Raw genomic sequence first — 20679 nt, 5'->3', positions numbered from 1 at the left:
GTGCTTACCCCCGTCCCGTCACAGAAGCGACAGCGCGACGTTCCCGGGCGATCTGCTGCACCGCTCCGAGACCGTTGAGTGCCGGTTTCGCCATCGTCGGCGACTTGGAGGCCAGGTAGATCAGCGGCCAGGTCACCAGGAACACCACGACTACGTCGAGGATCGTCGTCAGGCCGAGGGTGAACGCGAAGCCCTTGACCTGGCCGACGGCCAGGAAGTAGAGCACCGCGGCGGCCAGGAAGGTCACCGCATTGCCCGACAGGATCGTCTTACGGGCACGCACCCAGCCTCGTGGCACCGCCGAACGGAACGAACGGCCTTCGCGGATCTCGTCTTTGATGCGTTCGAAGAACACCACGAACGAGTCGGCCGTCGTACCGATGCCGATGATCAGACCCGCGATACCGGCCAAGTCGAGTGTGTAGTTGATGTATCTGCCGAGCAGCACCAGGATGCCGAACACCATGGCGCCGGAGGCCACCAGCGACAGCGCCGTCAGCACGCCGAGCACCCGGTAGTACAGCAGCGAGTACACCAGCACCAGCGCCAGACCGATCGCACCGGCGATCAAACCGGCCCGCAGCGACGCCAATCCCAGTGTCGCCGATACGGTTTCAGCTTCCGACGACTCGAACGACAGCGGCAGCGACCCGTACTTGAGGACGTTGGCCAGCTGTTTGGCGGAGTCGGAGGTGAATGGTGGGTTGCCACCGCTGATCTGGGTACGCCCGCCCGGAATGGCCTCCCGGATCTGCGGCGCGCTGACCACCTGCGAGTCGAGCGTGAACGCGGTCTGCGTACCGATGTTGGCGGCGGTGAAGTCGGCCCACGTGGTGGCGGCCTGCTCCTTGAACTCCACGTCGACGACGTAGGCGCCGCTCTGGTTGTCCAGACCGGAGGTGGCGTTCTTGATCTGATCGCCACTGATGATCGACTTGTCCAGCACGTAGACGTACTTGTGGTCTTCCGAGCACGTCACCAGCGGCAGGTTCGGGTCGTCGTTTCCGGCGAGCACGTCTTCCTGGTCGCAGCGGCCGGCCATGTACTGCACGGCCAGCAGCAGCAGGTTCTGGTTGGTGCTCTGGCGCAGTTCCTTCTCGAACTTGATCCGCGCCGCGAGGTCCTTACGCGGATCCGGCGGTCCCGGCGGTGCGGGCGGAGCCGGCTGACCGGGCGCAGGCGCGGGCCCGGCACCCGGAGGTGCGGGCGCGGCGGGCTGGCCGGGCGCGGGTGTGGGCTCCGGGGTCGGCTCCAGCGGGAACGGACGTGGCTGCGGCGCGGGGGCTCCCGACTCCGGGGCCGGAGCGGGGGCGGCAGGCGGCGCGGCACCGGGTGCGGGGGCACCGGCCGGCGGCGCGCCCGGCGGTGCACCGGGCGGCGGTGCGCCGGCGCCGGGACGTTGACCGTTGGCCTGGGCCTTGATGGCCTCCACCGGGATCGGCTGCCCGATTACCGGACGGATGAACAGACGCGCGGTCTGGCCCAGGTTGCGAGCCTCGTTGCCGTCGTTGCCGGGAACGGTGATGACCAGGTTGTCGCCGTCGATCACCACCTCGGATCCCGACACGCCGAGGCCGTTCACCCGGGCACTGATGATCTGCTGCGCCTGGTTGAGGGCATCGCGGGTGGGCTTGGAGCCGTCCGGGGTCCGCGCGGTGAGCGTGACGCGGGTACCGCCCTGCAGGTCGATGCCCAATTTCGGATCCGACTGCTTGTTACCGGTGAGGAAGACGAGCAGGTAGACCCCGATGAGCAGGACCAAGAACAGCGTCAGGTAACGGTACGGATGCACCGGCGCCGAAGACGATGCCACGTTGTTGCTTCTCCTAGGTGTGTGCCGCGATCCGCTCCGCAAGGTACCTGCGAGATCCGCCGTCGGTTCTCGGTAGAGGGTACGTGGCGAGCCTGGCGATCAGTCTTTGGTCAGGCGGTCCGCGTCGCTTTCGGTTATTTCGGCAGCTCCAGACTCCGAATCCTCGTCCTCGGGGGCCTCGGGCTCGACGCGGTCGCGGATGGCCAGCTTCATCCAGGTGGTCACCACGCCGGGGGCGATCTCGAGGTCGACGTTGTCATCGGTGATGCCGGTGATGGTGGCCTGCAGGCCGGAGGTGGTGTGCACACGGTCGCCGACGCTCAAGGACTCGTGCAGGTCGATCGTGGCCTGCATGGCCTTGCGCTGGCGGCGCGACGAGAACCACATGAACGCGCCCATGAGGATGATCAGGGGCAAGAAGACGACTAGATCCATGACAGCACTTTCATATCGGGTGCGGGGGTAATGCTCCGGGACCGATCGGCCACGGGCCTCATAGCGGTCCAGTCTGCCATTGGCGGTTGCGGCTGTGACCGCCACGGTGTTGATCCCCCGGTCGCTTCGCTCCAGCCCGCCGACCGGAGAAGATGGTCGGATGGACCTCATCGAGACGCTGCGTAGCACCGGGACGGTGCGAGATTTCACCGATGAACCCGTGCCGGACGCGGTGCTGGCGCGCATCCTCGACACCGCCCGCTTCGCGCCCAGTGGCGGCAACGCGCAGGCCTGGCGGGTGGTGGTCGTCAAGGATCCCGAGATCCGGTCGCGGCTACGTGACCTGTATCTGCCCGGCTGGACCGACTATCTGGCGATGAGCGCAGCCGGTCTGCGGCCGTGGTCACCGGTCAACGACCCCGATGCCGAGCGCGCCGCGCTGGCGGCCGCGGCCGGGCAGGCCGGCGCGGTGCAGGGTTTCGCCGCCCACCTCGACACGGTTCCGGTTCTGATCGCGCTGTTCGCCGACCTGTCCCAGCTGGCGGCGGTGGACCGCGACCTGGATCGCTACACGTTCGCCGGCGGGGCCTCGGTGTATCCGTTCGCCTGGAACCTGCTGCTGGCCGCGCGGGCCGAAGGCCTCGGCGGCGTCATGACGACCATGCTCATCCAGCGGGAGGACGAGGTGAAACAGCTGCTGGGCGCCCACGGGCCGCTGGCACTGGCCGCCGTGATCGCACTCGGGCACCCCGTTCACCAGCCGACGCGGTTGCGGCGCGGCCCGGTGACGTCGTTCACGACGGTCGATCGGGTCGACGGACCCCCCTTGCCGACATGACACCACCGATTACGTTGATAATGGGTCTCAGAACGACGTAATCCATTACATCTCGCGTCCTCGAACCGGGTTTTCAGTTGAAGTCTGCGCTCGCACCGATAGGCTCTGATGGCCCGCTTCGTCCAGCGCCGCATCGCCTAGGAGAACAGCTGTGACCACCCTCGAGCAGAGCCGCAAACTCGTCACCGAGATCCCCGGCCCCGTGTCGATCGAACTGTCCAAGCGCCGTGTGGCCGCGGTGTCGCGTGGTGTCGGCGTCACCATGCCGGTCTACGCGGCGCGGGCCGCGGGCGGGATCATCGAGGACGTCGACGGCAACCGGCTCATCGATCTCGGCTCGGGTATCGCGGTGACGACGATCGGCAACTCCTCGCCGCGGGTGATCGACGCGGTGCGCGCCCAGGTCGCCGACTTCACCCACACCTGCTTCATGGTGACGCCCTACGAGGAGTACATCGCCGTCGCCGAACATCTCAACCGGCTGACCCCGGGCTCCTACGAGAAGCGTTCGGCGCTGTTCAACTCCGGGGCCGAGGCAGTGGAGAACGCCATCAAGGTGGCCCGCGCCTACACCCGCAAGACCGCGGTGGTGGCCTTCGACCACGCCTACCACGGCCGCACCAACCTCACGATGGCGCTGACCGCCAAGTCGATGCCCTACAAGAGCGGGTTCGGCCCGTTCGCGCCGGAGGTCTACCGGGCGCCGATGTCCTACCCGTACCGCGACGGCCTGATCGACAAAGAGTGGGCCACCGACGGCGAACTCGCCGCCGAGCGCGCACTGACGGTGATCGACAAGCAGATCGGCGCGGGCAACCTGGCCGCGGTCATCATCGAGCCCATCCAGGGCGAGGGCGGATTCATCGTTCCCGCACCCGGGTTCCTGCCGACGCTGCGCGCGTGGTGTTCGGACAACAATGTGGTGTTCATCGCCGACGAGGTGCAGTCCGGGTTCGCCCGTACCGGCGCGATGTTCGCCTGCGAGGACGAGGGCATCGAGCCCGACCTGATCGTCACCGCCAAGGGCATCGCCGACGGCCTGCCGCTGGCAGCGGTGACCGGTCGCGCCGAGATCATGGACGCCCCTCATGTCAGTGGCCTGGGCGGCACCTACGGCGGCAACCCGGTGGCGTGCGCGGCGGCGCTGGCCACCATCGAGACCATCGAGCTCGACGGGCTGCTCGACCGGGCCAAGCACATCGAGAAGGTGATGAAGGACAAGCTCGGCCGCATTCAGGCCGACGACGACCGCATCGGTGATGTCCGCGGCCGCGGCGCGATGATCGCCGTGGAGCTGGTGAAGTCCGGCACGGCCGAACCCGATCCGGACCTGACCAAAACCCTTGCGGCCAAGGCGCATTCACAGGGCGTCCTGGTGCTCACCTGCGGCACGTTCGGCAACATCCTGCGTTTCCTGCCGCCCCTGACCATCAGTGACGAACTGCTGATCGAGGGGCTCGACATCCTGGCCGGCATCCTCGCCGACAGCTAGGACGCCGCGATGACGATCGTCAAGAACTTCATCAACGGCGAACTCGTGGACTCCGTCAGCGGAGCCACGATGCCGATCGTCGACCCGTCGACGGGTGAAAAGTACGGCACGGCACCGATTTCCAACGAGCAGGACATCGACAACGCCTACGCCGCGGCGGCGACGGCGTTCGCCGACTGGAAGCGCACCACCCCGTCGCATCGCCAGAAGGCACTGCTGGGGTTCGCCGATGATGTTGAAAAGGCGGCAGCCGATCTGGTTGCGGCTGAGGGCCGTAACACCGGCAAGCCGAACCATGTGACGGCGGCCGAGGAGATCCCGCCGATGGTCGACCAGATCCGGTTCTTCGCCGGCGCGGCCCGGATTCTGGAGGGCAAGTCCGCCGGGGAGTACCTGGCGAACCACACGTCCTGGATCCGCCGCGAGCCGGTCGGGGTCATCGGCCAGGTTGCGCCGTGGAACTACCCGATGATGATGGCCATCTGGAAGTTCTGCCCGGCCATCGCCGCGGGAAACACGGTGGTACTCAAGCCCAGTGACACCACTCCGGTGTCCACCGTGATGCTGGCCGAGATCGCCGCCAAGCACTTCGGCCCCGGCGTGCTGAACGTGGTCTGCGGCGACCGGGTCACCGGCGCGGGCGTCGTCGCGCACCCGACGCCGCAGATGGTGTCGATCACCGGGTCGGTCGCCGCCGGGCGTGCGGTGGCCGTCAGCGCGGGCGGCAACCTCAAGCGAACCCACCTTGAACTCGGCGGCAAGGCGCCGGTGCTCGTCTTCGACGACGCCGACATCGCCGCCGCCGCAGAGGGTATCGCCGTCGCGGGCTATTTCAACGCCGGCCAGGACTGCACCGCGGCCACCCGGGTGCTCGCCCACGCCGGAGTCGCCGAGGAACTCACGGCTGCGCTGGCAGAGCAGGCCAGGGGTACGGCCACCACGTTCGGGCGCGCACCCGACGACGAGGATGCCTGGGTGCCGCCGGTCAACAACCCGAACCAGCTGGAACGGGTGCTGGGCTTCCTCTCCGATGTGCCGTCGCATGCCACCGTCGCCGCGGGCGGAAACCGTCAGGGCGACAAGGGTTTCTACATCGAGCCGACGGTCATCGGCGGCCTGCGCCAGGGTGACCGCCATGTTCAGGAGGAGATCTTCGGGCCGGTGATCACCGTGCAGTCGTTCGCTGACGAGGCCGAGGCCATCGGCTGGGCCAACGGCGTCGAGTACGGCCTGGCCTCCTCGGTGTGGACCAAGGATGTCTCACGGGCCCTGCGGGTCTCGGCCGCACTGGACTTCGGCTGTGTCTGGATCAATACGCATATCCCGCTGGTCGCCGAGATGCCGCACGGCGGATACAAGTCCTCCGGTCACGGCAAGGACCTGTCGATGTACGGCCTGGAGGACTACACCCGCATCAAGCACGTGATGGCCTACACAGGCGGCTGAGTCCCACTCCCCCGTCGCGCCCAAACCGACACACGGGCGCGAAAAGTCGAGTGGAGGACGCCAATTCGTCGATCTCGGCGCTCACTGGTTGACCGGTGTGCGCCGTGAACCGGTCAACCGTTGCCGCCAGCTACGGCGGGGCCGCGGCTCGTCGTCGACGACGTCAGCCGGGCCGGCCACCACAGGCTCAGCGACGGGGGCGGCGACGGGGCGCTGGGCGTAGCGCACGTCGCGCAGGCTGCGCACGGACAACCGGCCCAGTGCGGTGGCGCCCAGGAAGATGATCAACGCGCCGAGCCCACTGAAGAACAGCAACTCCATGGCGATCTGGCGGGCCACCGTATCGGCCACGGGGGTGCCGACATCGCCCAGGCCCCACGGCCCGGCGAACAGCCGTCCCACCACGAACCAGACACCGGCGACCACGCTGATCCAGCCGCCCAGCATGGCCGTGGCCCGGTTGCCCGAGGCCAGCAGCAGCAGCCCGCCCAGAGCGGTGAGCACACCGGGCAGGACCTCCAGCCAGCCGCGGCCACCGGTCCACGTCCACGGGGTGTCCGGATCGTAGGCGAAGTCGAAGTACGGGCCGATGAACGGCACGAGCGCCCCCCACAGCCCCAGCAGGATGAGTAGAAAGCCGCTCGCCGCACCTCGGCTGCGCGGGATGTCGAGTCGGCCGGCACGGGTGTCCACGTCGTTCATGACGCCTCCTGTCTTCGCCCGGCGCGGAGCGCCGGTGGTGACGTCCGTCGCATACCCGCGCCACCATCGGTCGTAACGCCCGCTACTGACAGGACATTCACAGCGACGAGCAGCGGCGATCCGCCTGCCACCGGGAATATCGTTAGCTTCTCTAACGTCATTGCTTTCGGGCGCAGCGTGGCGCCCACGATCCGATTCTTGACTTGCTTGGAGATTCGTCATGCCACTCGATACCCGCGAAGACCGTTTCACCCGCCGAATCACCGACCTCTATGCCACCGATCCGCAGTTCGCCGCAGCACAGCCCCTGCCCGGGGTCAGCGAGGCAGCTGTCGGGCTGCCCCTGTCCGCGATGGTCAGGACCGTGTTGGCCGGCTACGCCGATCGGCCTGCGGTGGGCCAGCGTGTCACTCGATTGCAGCTCGACCCCGACACCGGGCGCCGGACCCGGGTGACCGAACCGGCATTCGACACCCTCACCTACGGGCAGCTGTGGGAGCGCGTCGAGGCGATCACCCGGGCGTGGGCAGGCACCGCGGTACAACCCGGAGACCGGGTGGCGATCCTCGGGTTCACCAGCGTCGACTACACGGTGGTCGACCTCGCGCTGACTCAGCTCGGCGCCGTGGGCGTGCCATTGCAGACCAGCGCGGCACCCTCGCACCTCGCACCGATCGTCGCCGAGACCGAGCCCGCCCTGATGGCCGTCGGCATCGACTACCTCGATGACGCAGTACAGCTCGTACTGACCGGACCGACGCTGAAACGTTTGGTGGTCTTCGACTTTCATGCCGACGACGACGGGCACCGCGAGGCACTCGACATCGCGGCCATCGCACTGGAGGGCACCGGTGTGACAGTGGCGACCCTGGCAGAAGAGATCGACCGCGGTGTCCTCGGTGCGACCGGCACGCCCACGATTGCACTCGACGACGACCCGCTGGCGCTTCTGGTCTACACCTCGGGCAGCACGGGCGCGCCCAAGGGAGCGATGTACCCCGCAAGCAAGGTCGCCGACATGTGGAGCGCCGCCGCGCAGCAGTGGGACCAGCAGCACGGACAGGTTCCGGCGATCGTGCTCAGCTTCATGCCGATGAGCCATGTGATGGGCCGCGGTGCCCTCTACGGTGCGCTGAGCACCGGTGGCACCGTGTATTTCGCCGCCCGGCCCGATCTCTCGACATTTCTCGAGGACCTCGCGCTGGTCCGACCGACACAGCTCAGTCTGGTCCCCCGCGTGTGGGACATGATCCACCAGGAGGTGCAGCGCGAGGTCGACCGCCGTACCGACACCGACGAGAACCGGGTGCTCGCCGAGAAGCGGCAGAGCCTGCTGGGCGGCCGGTTCGTCACCGCGATGAGCGGGTCGGCGCCGATCGCCCCCGAACTCAAAGACTGGGTCGAGCGGTTCCTGGACATGCACCTGGTCGAGGGATACGGCTCGACCGAGGCCGGCGCCGTCTTCGCCGACGGCCAGATCAGGCGGCCGCCGGTGACCGACTACAAACTCGTCGACGTCCCCGAACTCGGCTACTTCGCCACCGATCTACCCCATCCGCGCGGCGAGCTGCTGGTCAAGTCCGAGCAACTGTTCGCAGGCTATTACCGCCGCCCCGATGTCACCGCCGGGGTGTTCGACGCCGACGGCTTCTACCGCACCGGTGACATCGTCGCCGCCGTCGGGCCCGACCAGGTCCGCTATGTCGACCGCCGCAACAACGTTCTCAAGCTGTCACAAGGCGAGTTCGTCACGGTGTCCACACTGGAGGCGGTGTTCACCGCGAGTCCGCTGGTCTCGCAGATCTACCTGTACGCCAACAGTTCTCGGCCCTACCTGCTCGCTGTGGTGGTGCCCACCGACGAGGCGCGTGCCAGTCGCGACGAGGCCGGACTCAAGTCGGCGATCACCGAGTCACTGCAGACCGTGGCGCACGCCGCGGGCCTGCAGTCCTATGAGATCCCCCGCGACGTCCTGATCGAGACGACGCCGTTCACCGTGGAGAACGGCCTGTTGACCGGCATCCGCAAGCTCGCCTGGCCGCGGTTGAAGGAACGCTACGGCCCCACCCTCGAACAGCTGTACACCGATCTAGCCCGCGCGCAGGAAGACGAGCTGCGGGCCATCCGGGGCAGCGCAGCCGACGCCCCGGTGCTGGCGACGCTTATCCGTGCCGCAGGCGCGCTGCTGGGCACCGCGGCTGGCGATCTCGACGCCGGGGCGCACTTCACCGACCTCGGCGGAGACTCGTTGTCCGCGTTGACCTTTGCCAACCTGCTCAACGAGGTCTTCGGCGTGGAGGTGCCCGTCGGGGTGATCGTCAGTCCGGCCAGTGACCTGCGTTCCATCGCCGCCTACGTCGAGGCGCAGCGTTCCTGCACCAGCACACGGCCGACCTTCGCCGCAGTGCACGGTGCCGCCGCCACCGAGGTCCACGCCAAAGACCTTACGCTGCAACGCTTCATCGACGCCGAGACTCTCAGCGCCGCCGGCACACTGCCCAGCCCGCGCCGTGAGATCCGCACCGTTCTGCTCACCGGGGCGACGGGCTTCCTCGGCCGCTACCTCGCGGTGGAGTGGCTGGAGCGGATGAGCCTGGTCGGCGGAAAGGTGATCTGCCTGGTGCGCGCCCGCTCCGACGAGGATGCCCGCTCCCGCCTCGACGCCACGTTCGACAGCGGTGACGCCAGACTCCTTGCCCATTACCGGCAGCTGGCCGCCGAGCATCTCGAGGTCCTCGCCGGTGACAAGGGTGAGCACAACCTCGGCCTCGATACGACCACCTGGCAGCGGCTCGCCGACACCGTCGACCTGATCGTCGACCCGGCAGCCCTGGTCAACCACGTGTTGCCCTACCGGGAGTTGTTCGCGCCCAACGTGTTAGGTACCGCGGAGCTGATCCGCATCGCGTTGGCCACCCGACTCAAGCCCTACATCTACGTGTCGACGATCGGTGTGGGCGCGGGCATCACCGCGGGCCGATTCGTCGAGGACGCCGATATCCGCAGAATCAGCGCGACGCGGGCGGTCGACGACTCCTATGCCAACGGCTACGGCAACAGCAAGTGGGCGGGTGAGGTGCTGCTGCGGGAAGCTCACGATCTCGCGGGCCTGCCGGTCTCGGTGTTCCGCTGCGACATGATCCTGGCCGACACCAGCTATGCCGGCCAGCTCAATCTGCCCGACATGTTCACCCGGATGATCTTGAGCCTGGTCGCCACCGGATTGGCGCCCACGTCGTTCTACGAACTGGACGCCGCCGGCACCCGGCAACGCGCCCACTATGACGGGCTGCCGGTCGAGTTCGTCGCCGAGGCGATCTCGACGTTGGGCACCGAGGTGACCGACCGCTTCGAGACCTACCACGTGATGAACCCCTACGACGACGGCATCGGGCTCGACGAGTTCGTCGACTGGCTGATCGAGGCCGGATACCCGATCCAGCGGATCGCCGACTACGACATGTGGTTGCAGCGGTTCGAAACGGCGATGCTGGCCCTGCCCGAACGGCAACGGCACTATTCGCTGCTGCCCCTGCTGCACAACTACCGGCGACCGGAGCACCCCCTGCGCGGATCAATGGCACCCACCGACAGCTTCCGCGCCGCGGTACAGGACGCGAAGATCGGTGCGGACAAGGACATCCCGCACGTCTCCCCTGACGTGGTCGTCAAGTACGCAACAGACTTGGCCCTACTCGGACTGCTGTAGTCCGTTTTGCGAAGTCGGCACCGGGGCCGCGATGGGACCCAATCGACGCCCCTGTGTCGTTGTCGTTGCAAGCAGTACGATTGGCCAGGCCGTCAAGTGTTGAGGGCGTGGGGCGGGTTCGGGGAAGCAGATGCAACAGGACGTGGGCGTGACGGCGTCGCTTCGGCGCTGGTGGGAACAGCCCGATCAGTACAACTGGTTCTCGGAGTTTCTGGCCTCGCGTCACCTGCAGGGGTTCGCACGGGTGATGGCCGGCTCGACCGCCGGATTCTTCGCGATAGTGCCCATCGTCATGCTGTGGAGCCCGTCGGGCCCGCACGGTCGGGTGGGCACCATAGGAGCGATCACGATGTCGCTGCTGTGCGTGGCCGGGGCGATCATGTGGTTCGTGCGCTGGCCGAGTCAACGCCAATCAGCCGCGTTCGCCCTCGGCGCCAATGCGTGCGTGACCCTCGGTTGCCTGATTGCCGGCAGCCCCATCACCGGGCTGCTGGCCTGCACCACGTTCGCTCCCCTTGCGGGGTATGTGGCGTTGTTCCACTCCAGCCGGCTGCTGACGGCCACCCTGGTCAACGCGGGCCTGACGACGGCGTTCGCGGCTGTGCGGATCGCCGCTGACGGCGATATCGCCCTGGCAGCAGCGCATTTCATGGCGGTGTCGATCGCGGTTGTCGCCGTGCCGTTCGCCGCTCAGGTGATGGTGCACCTGCTGATCGTGGACGCGCTGCTGTCGCATACCGATCCGCTGACCGGGCTGCGGAACAGGCGCGGCTACTACACGTCCGCGGCGCAGCTGATCGACACCGCCGGCGGGTCTGCGTCGTCGTGGCTCACCGTCACCCTTGTCGACCTGGACGGCTTCAAACAGATCAACGACCGGCACGGTCACGGCTTCGGCGACGCGGTCCTGGTCGCGGTCGCCGAGAACCTGCGGCGGGCAAGCGCCATGAATTCCGTGGTGGCGCGGGTGGGTGGCGAGGAATTCCTGATCGCGGAACTGACGGGACCCGGTGACACCACGACCCGCGCCGAACTCCTGCGCCAGGCCGTCGAATCGACCCCCGGCGGGGTCACCGCCAGCCTCGGGGTGGCCTCGATGGCGCTCGCGGATATCGAGCGGGGTGCTGTGCAGCGGGCAACCCAGCATCTGGTGGACGAAGCCGATGCAGCGATGTACGAGGCGAAGCGGTCCGGCGGCAACCAGATTCGGCACCGGCAGTCGGCGAGCCGGCTGCCAGACTGACGGTCTACCTACAGCACCGAGATCGCCAGCAGCACGACCGCGATCAGCGGAAAAACGCCCTGGGTGATCGCGGCGCGGGCCTTGTCCGGTGAGGCGGCCAGCAGCACGACGGCCGCAGCCAGCATGGAGCCTACGCCGGCAAACACCAGCGCGGAGCCGACAGCGTTGTGTCCCAACACGATTGCCACGGCACCGACGGCAGCAACGATCGCCAGGAACAGGTTGTAGAAGCCTTGGTTGAACGCCAGCAGTTTGGTGGTTTCGGCTTCCTCGGGCGTGGTGCCGAACACCTTTCGGGTACGCGCCGAGGTCCAGGTCAGTGATTCCATGACGAAGATGTAGACGTGCAGCAGCGCGGCGAGCGTGGCGAACACCAAAGCGGCAGCGGTCATGTGGCGATCCGTTCGTCGAAGTTCACTGGAAGAGGCCGGACTGCCCGAGCCCGCTGGCACGCGGTGGTGCGACCATTCCGAGGTGGGTCCAGGCTAGTGGTGTGGCGACGCGGCCGCGAGGAGTTCGCGCGATCATGCCTGCGCGCACCAGGAATGGCTCGCACACCTCCTCGACGGTGGTGGCCTCCTCCCCCACTGCCACCGCCAGGGTCGAGACCCCCACCGGCCCGCCGCCGAAGCTCTTGGTCAGGGCGGAGAGCACAGCGCGGTCCAGCCGGTCCAGGCCGAGTTCGTCGACGTCGTAGACCGCCAGGGCCGCCTTGGCGATGTCGCGGGTAATGATCCCGTCGGCCCGTACCTCGGCGTAGTCACGCACGCGGCGCAACAGCCGGTTGGCGATACGCGGGGTCCCCCGCGACCGGCGGGCGATCTCGGCGCCCGCCTCCGCACCGAGTTCGATGCCCAGGATTCCGGCCGACCGGCCCAGTACGCGCTCGAGTTCGGTGGGCTCGTAGAAGTCCATGTGTGCGGTGAAACCGAAGCGGTCCCGCAGCGGGCCGGTCAGCGCCCCGGACCGGGTGGTCGCACCGACGAGGGTGAACGGCGCCACCTCCAACGGAATGGACGTGGCACCAGGGCCTTTGCCCACCACCACGTCGACGCGGAAGTCCTCCATCGCCAGGTACAGCATTTCCTCGGCGGGCCGCGCGATGCGGTGAATCTCGTCGATGAACAACACGTCGTGCTCGACGAGGTTGGACAGCATCGCCGCCAGGTCACCGGCGCGCTCCAGCGCAGGCCCGGAGGTGACGCGAAGCGATGAGCCCAGCTCGGCGGCGATGATCATCGCCAGCGACGTCTTGCCTAGGCCCGGCGGACCGGACAGCAGGATGTGATCCGGTGTGCCGCCGCGGTTCTTGGCGCCTTCGAGGACCAGCTGCAACTGTTCGCGCACCCGGGCCTGCCCGATGAACTCCCGCAGCGACCGCGGCCGCAGGCTGGCGTCGATGTCGCCTTCGCCGACACTGAGCATCGGCGAGACATCACGGTCGATGTCCTCTTCCTCGGCGTCGCCCTCGAACCGGCTCATGTGGTCTTACCCAGCAACGACAGAGCGGCGCGCAGTGCGCTGGATGTGCTGGCCTCGGGGTCACCTGCCAGGACCTTGTCGCAGGCCTCCTCGGCCTGTTTGATCGCAAAACCAAGTCCGACAAGGGCTTCCACGACCGGAGCGCGCACCGCATGCCCGGAGATGGTGGCCACACCGGCTGAACTGGACACCGGGCCGATCTTGTCGCGCAGTTCGAGCACCATCCGCTCGGCGCCGCGCTTGCCGATCCCGGGCACCCGGGTCAGTGCGGTGACATCGCCGTCGGCCAGCGCCTGGCGCAGCGCGGTCGTGTCGTACACCGCCAGCGTGGCCAGGGCGATCTTGGGACCCACGCCCGAGACCCCGAGCAGCGTCAGGAACAAGTCACGCGCGTCGGCATCGGCGAAGCCGTAGAGCGTCTGGGAATCCTCGCGCACGATCATCGCGGTGATCAGCCGCGCTTCGCTGCCGCGGCGCAGGGTCGCCAGTGTCGATGGGGTGGTGATCACCTTGTAGCCCACGCCGGCGGCCTCGATCACGACGTGATCGAGGGCGATGTCGAGCACCTCGCCGCGCACCGACGCGATCATCTCGCCGCCTTCAGCCGCGCCACGTACGCACGTTTCTGCTCAGCGGCCATTGCCTCGGCCTTGGCCATCCGCGCGATCATCGGAGCCCGCCAGCAGTGGCAGATCGCCAGGGCGAGGGCGTCGGCGGCGTCGGCCGGTGTCGGCTTCTGCTGCAACTGCAGGATCCGGGTGACCATCGCGGTGACCTGTGCCTTGTCGGCGCGGCCATTGCCGGTGACGGCGGCCTTGACCTCGCTGGGAGTGTGGAAGTGGACGTCGATGTCGCGGCGGGCGGCGGCCAGGGCGATCACCCCGGCGGCCTGGGCGGTGCCCATCGCGGTGTTCGCGTTCTGGTTGGCGAACACCCGCTCAATGGCCAGCACCTCCGGTACGTGGGTGTCGAGCCAGTGCTCGACGGTGTCACTGATGGTGAGCAGCCGCTTCTGCAGCGGCTGATCGGCCGGGGTACGCACGACGTCGACATCGAGGGCGACGACCTGACGGCCGCCGTGACCCTCGATCACCGACAGACCGCAGCGCGTCAACCCTGGGTCGACTCCCATCACCCGCACGGATCGCCTTTCGCCTACGAACAGCTGTTCGATACCTTAACCGCTGCGGCCGACAGCACTGCGCAACGACATACCCACCGGGTCAGCGTTCCAGGGCCATCGCAGTCAACGCCGGATCCGAGGTGCCGCCGGAGTGGCCCGGCACCGTGCGCCAGATCAGGGCCGCACACAGCAGGGTGATCAGCACGGCACCGGCGGTCACGACGAACGGCAGCCAGACGGCATGGGCGAACAGTGCTCCGGCCGCCCCTGCACCGACAGCGATGGCCGACATCTCGGCGACCCCGAACAACGACTGCGCGCGCCCGGCGGCGGCGGTCGGGACATTGCGCGACAGTAGTGACAGGGCGGCCGGATAGGCGACGGTGAACCCGGCGGCTTCGAAGGATCCCAGGACGATCAGCACAACCGGGCTGTCGATGAACGGATAAGTGGCCAGGAACGTCGCCGACAGCGCGATCGCGGCCAGCGCGAGCCGGCGTTGGTCATAGCGGTCGACGAGTCGGCCCGAGAACGGCGCGACGACGATGAACGGGATGGCGTAGGCGGCCCACGACAGCCCGATCTGCAGGTTCGTGGCGCCCTTGCTCTGCAGCAACAGCGACCAGCACGCCTCGTACACCCCGGCGCACAAGCCGCCGGCCAACCCGGCGAGCATCGCCCCCTGCAGTCCCCGCCTGCGCAGCAGATCGCGTGCAGACACGGAATCGCTTGGCGTCGAGGGGCTTTCCTCATCGGGCAGCGCGATGAACAGCATCGGCAGGCACGCCAGCACCGAACACACCGCGGTACCGATGAACATCGCGTCGACGTGACGTTCGGGCACCAGGCTGCCCACCACCGGTCCGATGGCCATCCCCGCCAGTTCGCTGGAGTACAGCCAGGCATACCCGACCCCGCGGCGTTCGGCGGGGATGCAGCGGCCGACCATGCTCAGCGCCGCCACCCGCACCGCTCCCGATCCGAACCCCTGCAGCCCGCGCAGCACCGCGTAGGCCGAACCCGCCTCGACGAGGACGAAAGCCACACTGGCGCCGGCATACAGCAGCAGACCGGCGACGATGACCGGGCGATGACCCCAGCGGTCGGCAGCCCACCCGCTGGGGTACTGCGCCACGACGGCCGCCGCGAAGTAGGCGCCCATGACGATGCCGACCGTGCCGACCGAGACCTGCTGGTGGACGAGGAACAACGGGAGGATCGGCAGGATCGCGGTAGCCCCGAGGAACTGCAGGCCCATCGTGGCGGCCACACTGCCGAGCAGCAGACGCTCGGAGCCTCGCGCGTCAGTAGATGACGGCACCAGACTCCGCCTCGGGGCTGCCATGCCCGCGAGCCTCGGCCATGATCTCGGCTATCCGCTCGCCAGAAGCCTTCCAGCCCTTGATCTTTTCCCGGCGCACCTCGTCACCCTTGCGCTTGACCACGATCGTCCACGGGACGCCGAGGAAACGGGCGAGCACCCAGAACGGCCAGATCACCACCAGCGGCAGAGTCAGCAGCACCCCGAGCGCGAATAGCCCGCCCCACTCCGGCAGTTCGAGCAGCCAGGTGCCGAAGGGCCACCAGACCCGGCGAACCGTCCACCGGGTGTTGGTGGCGTCGCGAACCGCCGGCATCGTCGTCAGTCTTCGTCGAGCTGCGCGGCGACGTCGTCGGGAATGTCGATATTGGTGTAGACGTCCTGGACGTCGTCACTGTCCTCGAGCGCGTCGACCAGCTTGAGCACCTTGCGCGCACCCTCCAGATCGACGGGCACGGTGACCGACGGCTGGAAGCTGGCTTCGGCGGAGTCGTAGTCGATGCCGGCGTCCTGCAGTGCGGTGCGCACCGCCACCAGGTCGGTCGGCTCGCAGATGACCTCGAAGCCCTCACCGAGGTCGTTGACCTCTTCTGCACCGGCCTCCAGAACGGCCAGCAGGATGTCGTCCTCGGTCAGGCTGTTCTTCTCCAGCGTGACCACGCCCTTGCGGGCGAACAGGTAGGACACCGAGCCGGGATCGGCCATGTTGCCGCCGTTGCGGGTCATCGCCACGCGGACCTCGCCGGCGGCCCGGTTGCGGTTGTCGGTGAGGCATTCGATGAGGACGGCGACGCCGTTGGGTCCATAGCCCTCGTACATGATCGTCTGCCAGTCGGCGCCGCCGGCTTCCTCACCGGCGCCGCGCTTGCGGGCCCGCTCGATGTTGTCGTTGGGCACCGACGTCTTCTTGGCCTTCTGGATGGCGTCGTACAGCGTCGGGTTGCCGGCCGGGTCGCCGCCGCCGGTGCGGGCCGCGACCTCGATGTTCTTGATCAGCCGGGCGAACTCCTTGCCGCGGCGCGCATCTTTGACGGCCTTCTGGTGCTTGGTGGTGGCCCATTTGGAATGGCCGCTCATCGTGGTACTTCCTCTTCCTTCTGCAGACGGCGCCGAAGCCTCGTAACCCGACGAGTCTACGTGCTGGGGTCGAGCTCACCGTCGACATAGTGCTGCAACACCGGGGTCATCGCGGCCAGCACCTGATCTTCGGGCATCGACGCCAGCGGTTCGATCTTCCAGACGTAGCGCACGAGGGCGAATCCCATCAGCTGACTCGAGATCAGGGCACTGCGGGTGAGCCGCTCGGACTCGTCGTCACCGAGGCTGGACTGCCCGATGAGGCTGCGCTCGACGATGGTCCGCAACTTCTCCCGGGTGGTCGGTTCGTGTGCCGCGGTGAGCACCACGGCCCGCAGCGTCGGTCCGATCTCGTCGTCCTCCCAGCTGCTCATCACGGTTCGCAGCAGTTGGGCGGCCAGCTCCTCGCGGGGGGTCGACCAGGTCGCGGCGACCTTCTCCAGCCAGCGCGGCGGTGGTGCGGTGGCGGCGTCGAGCAGGCCGTCTTTGGATCCGAAGTAGTGGTAGACCAGCGCGGGATCGACGTCGGCAGCGCGGGCTACGGCCCTGATCGTGGTGCCCGCCGAGCCGAATTCAGCAAAGGATTCCCGGGCGGCGGTCAGGATGCGTGCCGAGAGAACTCCGCGTTCATCGCGCGGACCAGGGGAAACAGTCTTGGCCACCGGCCGAGCATACCCGGAGATTCACGTTGCGTTGAAACTAGTTTCACCATACGATGAAACTGTCTCAACGATGCGTGAAAGAGGAGCCGATATGGCCACCGCTTCCGGAACCGAGCCAGGACAGCGCCAACTCAACGGGCCGCAGACCACCGGCCGCACGTATCGCAACCTCAGCGAGCCCCGGCACCTGATGCGGCACGACCGCAACGTCCCGGTACCGATGCGCGACGGCGTCACACTGCTGGCCGACATGCACCGTCCTGACTCCGTTGGGCGCTTTCCCGCTCTGATCGCGGCCTCGCCCTATCCACGCCAGATCCAGGACCTCGGCGCACCGATGGGGTTCATCGAGGCCGGCGCGACCGACTTCTGGGTGCCCCGCGGCTACGCGCATGTCATCGCCAACGTGCGCGGCACCGGCGGTTCCGGCGGCGAGTTCGGCTTCTTCGACGCCCAGGAACGCCAGGACATGTACGACCTCGTCGAGTGGGTGGCAGCCCAGCCGTGGTGTGACGGCACGGTCGGCATGATCGGCATCAGCTACTTCGCCATGACCCAACTGGAAGCCGCGGTGGAACGGCCGCCGCACCTGAAGGCGATCTTCCCGGTGGCCGTCACCGCGGATCTGTACGAGGCAGCCTGCCACCACGGATTGTTCAGTTCGTCGTTCGTCTCGCCGTTCCTCGCGCTGACCGGAATCACCGCCGGGCGCGGCGACCGCTTCTGGCGCAGTGCCCCCTTCGAGGCGGCACGAAAGGTCCTCAAGACCCCGGCCCTGCACCACAAGTTCGCGACCTTCAATGGTGAGGCTGCACTGACGGTGGTCAAGGCCCTGGCGCGCACACCGCACGACCCGCGCCCGTGGGACGAGTTGTGGCTCGATGCTGCGGTACGCCACCCCCTGCGGGACTCCTGGTGGGACGAGCGCGATCTCACCGCGCTGCTCGGCAACGTCGACATCCCGGTCTATCTGGGCTGCGACTGGCAGAACGTGCCGCTGCATTTGCCGTCCACCTTCATCGCCTGGCAGCACCTGACCAACAGCCCGTGCGTGCGGATCGGCCTGCTCGACGAGTTCGGGCTCACCTGGCCATGGGAGAGCCTGCACACCGAAGCTCTGGCCTGGTTCGACCACTGGCTCAAGGGAATCGACACCGGAATTCTCGACGGTCCCCCGGTACGCTACGTGCTGCCCGGAGAAGGCCAGTGGCACGAATCCGAAACCTGGCCTCCACGTGGCGAATTCACCGAGTTCACACTGCACGGCGACGGCAGTCTCGACACCATGGCGGGGCCAGCCGGCAGCCGGGAACTGCTGGTGCTCGGCAGCGGCCTCAACCGGGCCAAAGCCAGTCCGATCGATCCGCCGTCGCAGCTGACCTGGACCAGCGCACCGCTGCAGTTCCCCGTCGATGTCGTCGGCGAGATCGAACTGCGCCTGGTCGCGGCCGCCACGGCCATCGACACCGCCTGGATCGTCACGCTGTCCGACGTGGCACCGGACGGTTCGAGTACACCGGTCACCGCCGGGTGGTTGCGCGCCAGCCTGCGCGAGGTCGACGAGGCGACCAGCCGTCCCGGCGCACCCGTGCTGCCGTGCAGGAGAGCCGAAGCGGTGCCCATCGGGGATGACGTCGAGTATCGGATTCCGTTGGTGCCCAATGCTAGAAGGTTCGCAGCCGGGCACCGCATCGCACTGACGGTCACCAGCGACGACCAGAACCCGGACACCCCGGCGATGATGAACTTCCGGCATGCCAGCGTGGGCACCAGCAGTGTCAACACCGTGAGATCTGCCTCGCGGCTGCTGTTGCCGGTCGTCGAGGTAGCCGAGAAGCTCAGCCGGCCGGCGTGATCACACCGGCCGCACGTTTCACTCGCTGGCCGTCAACCCCGCGCCATCAACGTCAGCCCAGAACGGTCCCCACGTCGGAAATGCATGCGGAAGAACGGGCTTGACTTCCGGGTGCCAGTCGACGAAGCCTTCGTTCTGCTGCGGTCGGCTGAGAAGGTCGGCGGTGTACCAGTGCTTGTCGACTCGGCGCTCGAACAGCCACTCGCCGTCAACCTTGGCGTAGCGGTCGTCGTAGCAGATTGCTATGACCTCCCACTTGTCGCCGACTTCGTGTTCGGCACGACAATACGTCTTGCCCCGCGCGGTCGTGGCATTGACCAACTCAATGCGATGCCCGCAGATCAGATGGATCGACCGATAGAACGTCTGCACCTGCGGAGTGATGTACTTCCGCAGCGCCTCGCGCCCGCGACCAAAACTGCCACAGTCCACGTCGGGCACGAACAGGTTCACCCAGGCGTCGATGTCACGCCCGTCCACCGCGAGCGCGTACCGGATCGGCAGCTGGCCGATCGCCAGGCGATCCTCGATCGCTGTGATCCGAGAAGCGAGATCTCCCTGCGACATGTGCACTCCCCTGGGGCCGAGATACGTGCAATGAGCGACCGGCTGTCGACGCCCGACGACGGCCAGCCCAATTGGGCTCAGTACCGCATGTGGCTGCCGGCGGCCACATTCAGAGTCTCCCCTGTCGTGGAACGTGATCGGTCGGAGAGCAGGTACGAGGCGGCCTCAACGATGTCGGCGACGTCGGCCACCCGCCCCAGCGGCGACTTGGGCAGCTCGAGATCGACAAGTTCCGGGTGGAGTTCGTCAATGAAGCGGGTGCCGGTAACCACGCCCATCGTCAACGAGTTGACTCGAATTCCGTACGGCCCCCCCTCGTGGGCGCAGCATCGAGTCAGAACGTTCAGCCCGCCTTTGGACACCGCATAGGGGGTCTCCATGCCGGCGCCGCCGATGTCGGGTGCGTAGGTGGAGACATTGAGGATGACGCCACCCCTACCGGAGTCACGCATCTGGGTCATCGCCAGCTTCGACAACAGCCACGGCCCGTCCAGGTTGACCGCCATGATGCGGTCCCACTCGGCTGGGTCGTAGTCGAAGATCGAGCCGAGAACGTTCTGGGCGGCATTGTTGACCAGAATGGAGATCGGCCCGACCTCCTCAGCCACCCACTGACAGACGTCGGTGATCTGCTCGCGAACGCCGACATCGAGGGTCCGGCCGAACACGGTCCGGCCGGATTGGGCGGACAGCTCAGCCGCCACCTGCTCGGTACGCCCCGCATGGGAATCAGTGACGACTACCGTTGCGCCGTCACGCACAAGCCGGCTGGCGATCGCCCGACCGATGCCGCGGCCCGCCGCCGCTGTCACAAGCGCGACCTGACCTTCGAATTCGCCACCAGCGGTCATCGCAAGTCCTCTCCCGGATTCTCGAGTCTCTCATCAATAAGATAGATGATTGAGTTCTTTGAC

At 67.5% G+C, this 20679-nt stretch carries 19 protein-coding genes; 6 read left to right on the top strand and 13 right to left on the bottom strand.

Going from position 1 to position 20679, the window contains the following annotated elements; genetic code table 11:
• Positions 1-4: 4 nt before the first annotated feature.
• Positions 5-1813 carry a protein translocase subunit SecD gene (gene secD, locus OG976_RS24900; RefSeq protein ID WP_328355124.1) on the bottom strand — a complete coding sequence of 603 codons (1809 nt, stop codon included), beginning with the start codon at positions 1811-1813 and terminating at the stop codon, positions 5-7.
• Positions 1814-1912: 99 nt separating this feature from the next.
• Positions 1913-2248 carry a preprotein translocase subunit YajC gene (yajC, locus tag OG976_RS24895; protein WP_328355121.1) on the bottom strand — a complete coding sequence of 112 codons (336 nt, stop codon included), beginning with the start codon at positions 2246-2248 and terminating at the stop codon, positions 1913-1915.
• Between the two features lie 160 nt (positions 2249-2408).
• Between yajC and OG976_RS24890 the strand changes: the two genes are divergently transcribed.
• From OG976_RS24890 to OG976_RS24880, 3 genes are all read left to right on the top strand, one after another.
• Complete coding sequence (locus OG976_RS24890; protein ID WP_328355118.1) at positions 2409-3086, top strand: nitroreductase family protein; 678 nt, start codon at positions 2409-2411, stop codon at positions 3084-3086.
• 151 nt (positions 3087-3237) lie between these two features.
• Positions 3238-4578, top strand: coding sequence for a 4-aminobutyrate--2-oxoglutarate transaminase (gene gabT / locus OG976_RS24885; protein ID WP_328355115.1), 1341 nt, complete (start codon positions 3238-3240; stop codon positions 4576-4578).
• 9 nt (positions 4579-4587) lie between these two features.
• Complete coding sequence (locus OG976_RS24880; RefSeq protein WP_328355112.1) at positions 4588-6024, top strand: aminobutyraldehyde dehydrogenase; 1437 nt, start codon at positions 4588-4590, stop codon at positions 6022-6024.
• Between the two features lie 81 nt (positions 6025-6105).
• Here OG976_RS24880 and OG976_RS24875 read toward each other — a convergent pair whose 3' ends face one another.
• Positions 6106-6726, bottom strand: a complete 621-nt coding sequence (locus OG976_RS24875) for a hypothetical protein (RefSeq protein WP_328355109.1) — start codon at positions 6724-6726, stop codon at positions 6106-6108.
• A gap of 220 nt (positions 6727-6946) precedes the next feature.
• On the opposite strand from OG976_RS24875, the gene car reads away from it, so the two are divergent.
• Positions 6947-10435 (top strand): carboxylic acid reductase, encoded by a 3489-nt coding sequence (gene car, locus OG976_RS24870; RefSeq protein ID WP_328355106.1) that lies wholly within the window; start codon positions 6947-6949, stop codon positions 10433-10435.
• A gap of 130 nt (positions 10436-10565) precedes the next feature.
• Positions 10566-11678 (top strand): GGDEF domain-containing protein, encoded by a 1113-nt coding sequence (locus OG976_RS24865; protein WP_328355103.1) that lies wholly within the window; start codon positions 10566-10568, stop codon positions 11676-11678.
• A gap of 8 nt (positions 11679-11686) precedes the next feature.
• Here OG976_RS24865 and OG976_RS24860 read toward each other — a convergent pair whose 3' ends face one another.
• The 8 genes from OG976_RS24860 to OG976_RS24825 all read right to left on the bottom strand — a co-directional run bounded on the left by OG976_RS24860 (position 11687) and on the right by OG976_RS24825 (position 17343).
• The gene (locus OG976_RS24860) at positions 11687-12070 is read right to left on the bottom strand and encodes a DUF1304 domain-containing protein (protein WP_328355100.1); all 384 of its coding nucleotides are present in this window, start codon (positions 12068-12070) and stop codon (positions 11687-11689) included.
• A 22-nt stretch (positions 12071-12092) separates the two neighbouring features.
• Complete coding sequence (ruvB, locus tag OG976_RS24855) at positions 12093-13160, bottom strand: Holliday junction branch migration DNA helicase RuvB (RefSeq protein ID WP_328355097.1); 1068 nt, start codon at positions 13158-13160, stop codon at positions 12093-12095.
• Positions 13157-13750, bottom strand: a complete 594-nt coding sequence (gene ruvA, locus OG976_RS24850) for a Holliday junction branch migration protein RuvA (RefSeq protein ID WP_328355094.1) — start codon at positions 13748-13750, stop codon at positions 13157-13159. The genes ruvB and ruvA overlap by 4 nt, the downstream gene beginning before the upstream one ends.
• Complete coding sequence (gene ruvC / locus OG976_RS24845) at positions 13747-14301, bottom strand: crossover junction endodeoxyribonuclease RuvC (protein WP_328355091.1); 555 nt, start codon at positions 14299-14301, stop codon at positions 13747-13749. The genes ruvA and ruvC overlap by 4 nt, the downstream gene beginning before the upstream one ends.
• A gap of 82 nt (positions 14302-14383) precedes the next feature.
• Positions 14384-15604: an MFS transporter gene (locus tag OG976_RS24840; RefSeq protein ID WP_328355089.1), complete on the bottom strand. Its 1221-nt coding sequence runs from the start codon at positions 15602-15604 to the stop codon at positions 14384-14386.
• A complete protein-coding gene (locus tag OG976_RS24835; protein ID WP_328355086.1) occupies positions 15588-15920 on the bottom strand; it encodes a hypothetical protein in 333 nt (110 codons plus the stop codon). Before OG976_RS24835 ends, OG976_RS24840 begins: the two co-directional genes overlap by 17 nt.
• 5 nt (positions 15921-15925) lie before the next feature.
• A complete protein-coding gene (locus OG976_RS24830) occupies positions 15926-16681 on the bottom strand; it encodes a YebC/PmpR family DNA-binding transcriptional regulator (RefSeq protein ID WP_328355083.1) in 756 nt (251 codons plus the stop codon).
• Positions 16682-16737: 56 nt separating this feature from the next.
• Positions 16738-17343, bottom strand: a complete 606-nt coding sequence (locus OG976_RS24825) for a TetR/AcrR family transcriptional regulator (RefSeq protein ID WP_328355080.1) — start codon at positions 17341-17343, stop codon at positions 16738-16740.
• Between the two features lie 91 nt (positions 17344-17434).
• Between OG976_RS24825 and OG976_RS24820 the strand changes: the two genes are divergently transcribed.
• Positions 17435-19198: a CocE/NonD family hydrolase gene (locus OG976_RS24820; protein WP_328355077.1), complete on the top strand. Its 1764-nt coding sequence runs from the start codon at positions 17435-17437 to the stop codon at positions 19196-19198.
• An 18-nt stretch (positions 19199-19216) separates the two neighbouring features.
• Here the strand turns inward: OG976_RS24820 and OG976_RS24815 are convergent, their stop codons facing one another.
• Entirely contained in the window at positions 19217-19765 is a 549-nt protein-coding gene (locus tag OG976_RS24815; RefSeq protein WP_328355074.1) for a nuclear transport factor 2 family protein, read from the bottom strand.
• A gap of 77 nt (positions 19766-19842) precedes the next feature.
• Positions 19843-20616, bottom strand: coding sequence for an SDR family NAD(P)-dependent oxidoreductase (locus tag OG976_RS24810; protein WP_328355071.1), 774 nt, complete (start codon positions 20614-20616; stop codon positions 19843-19845).
• Between the last annotated feature and the right edge of the window lie 63 nt (positions 20617-20679).

This window comes from Mycobacterium sp. NBC_00419, assembly GCF_036023875.1.
Classification (GTDB): Bacteria; Actinomycetota; Actinomycetes; order Mycobacteriales; family Mycobacteriaceae; genus Mycobacterium.
The sequence above is the reverse complement of the archived record's forward strand: the minus strand, read 5'-3'. Positions and strand labels throughout refer to the sequence as shown.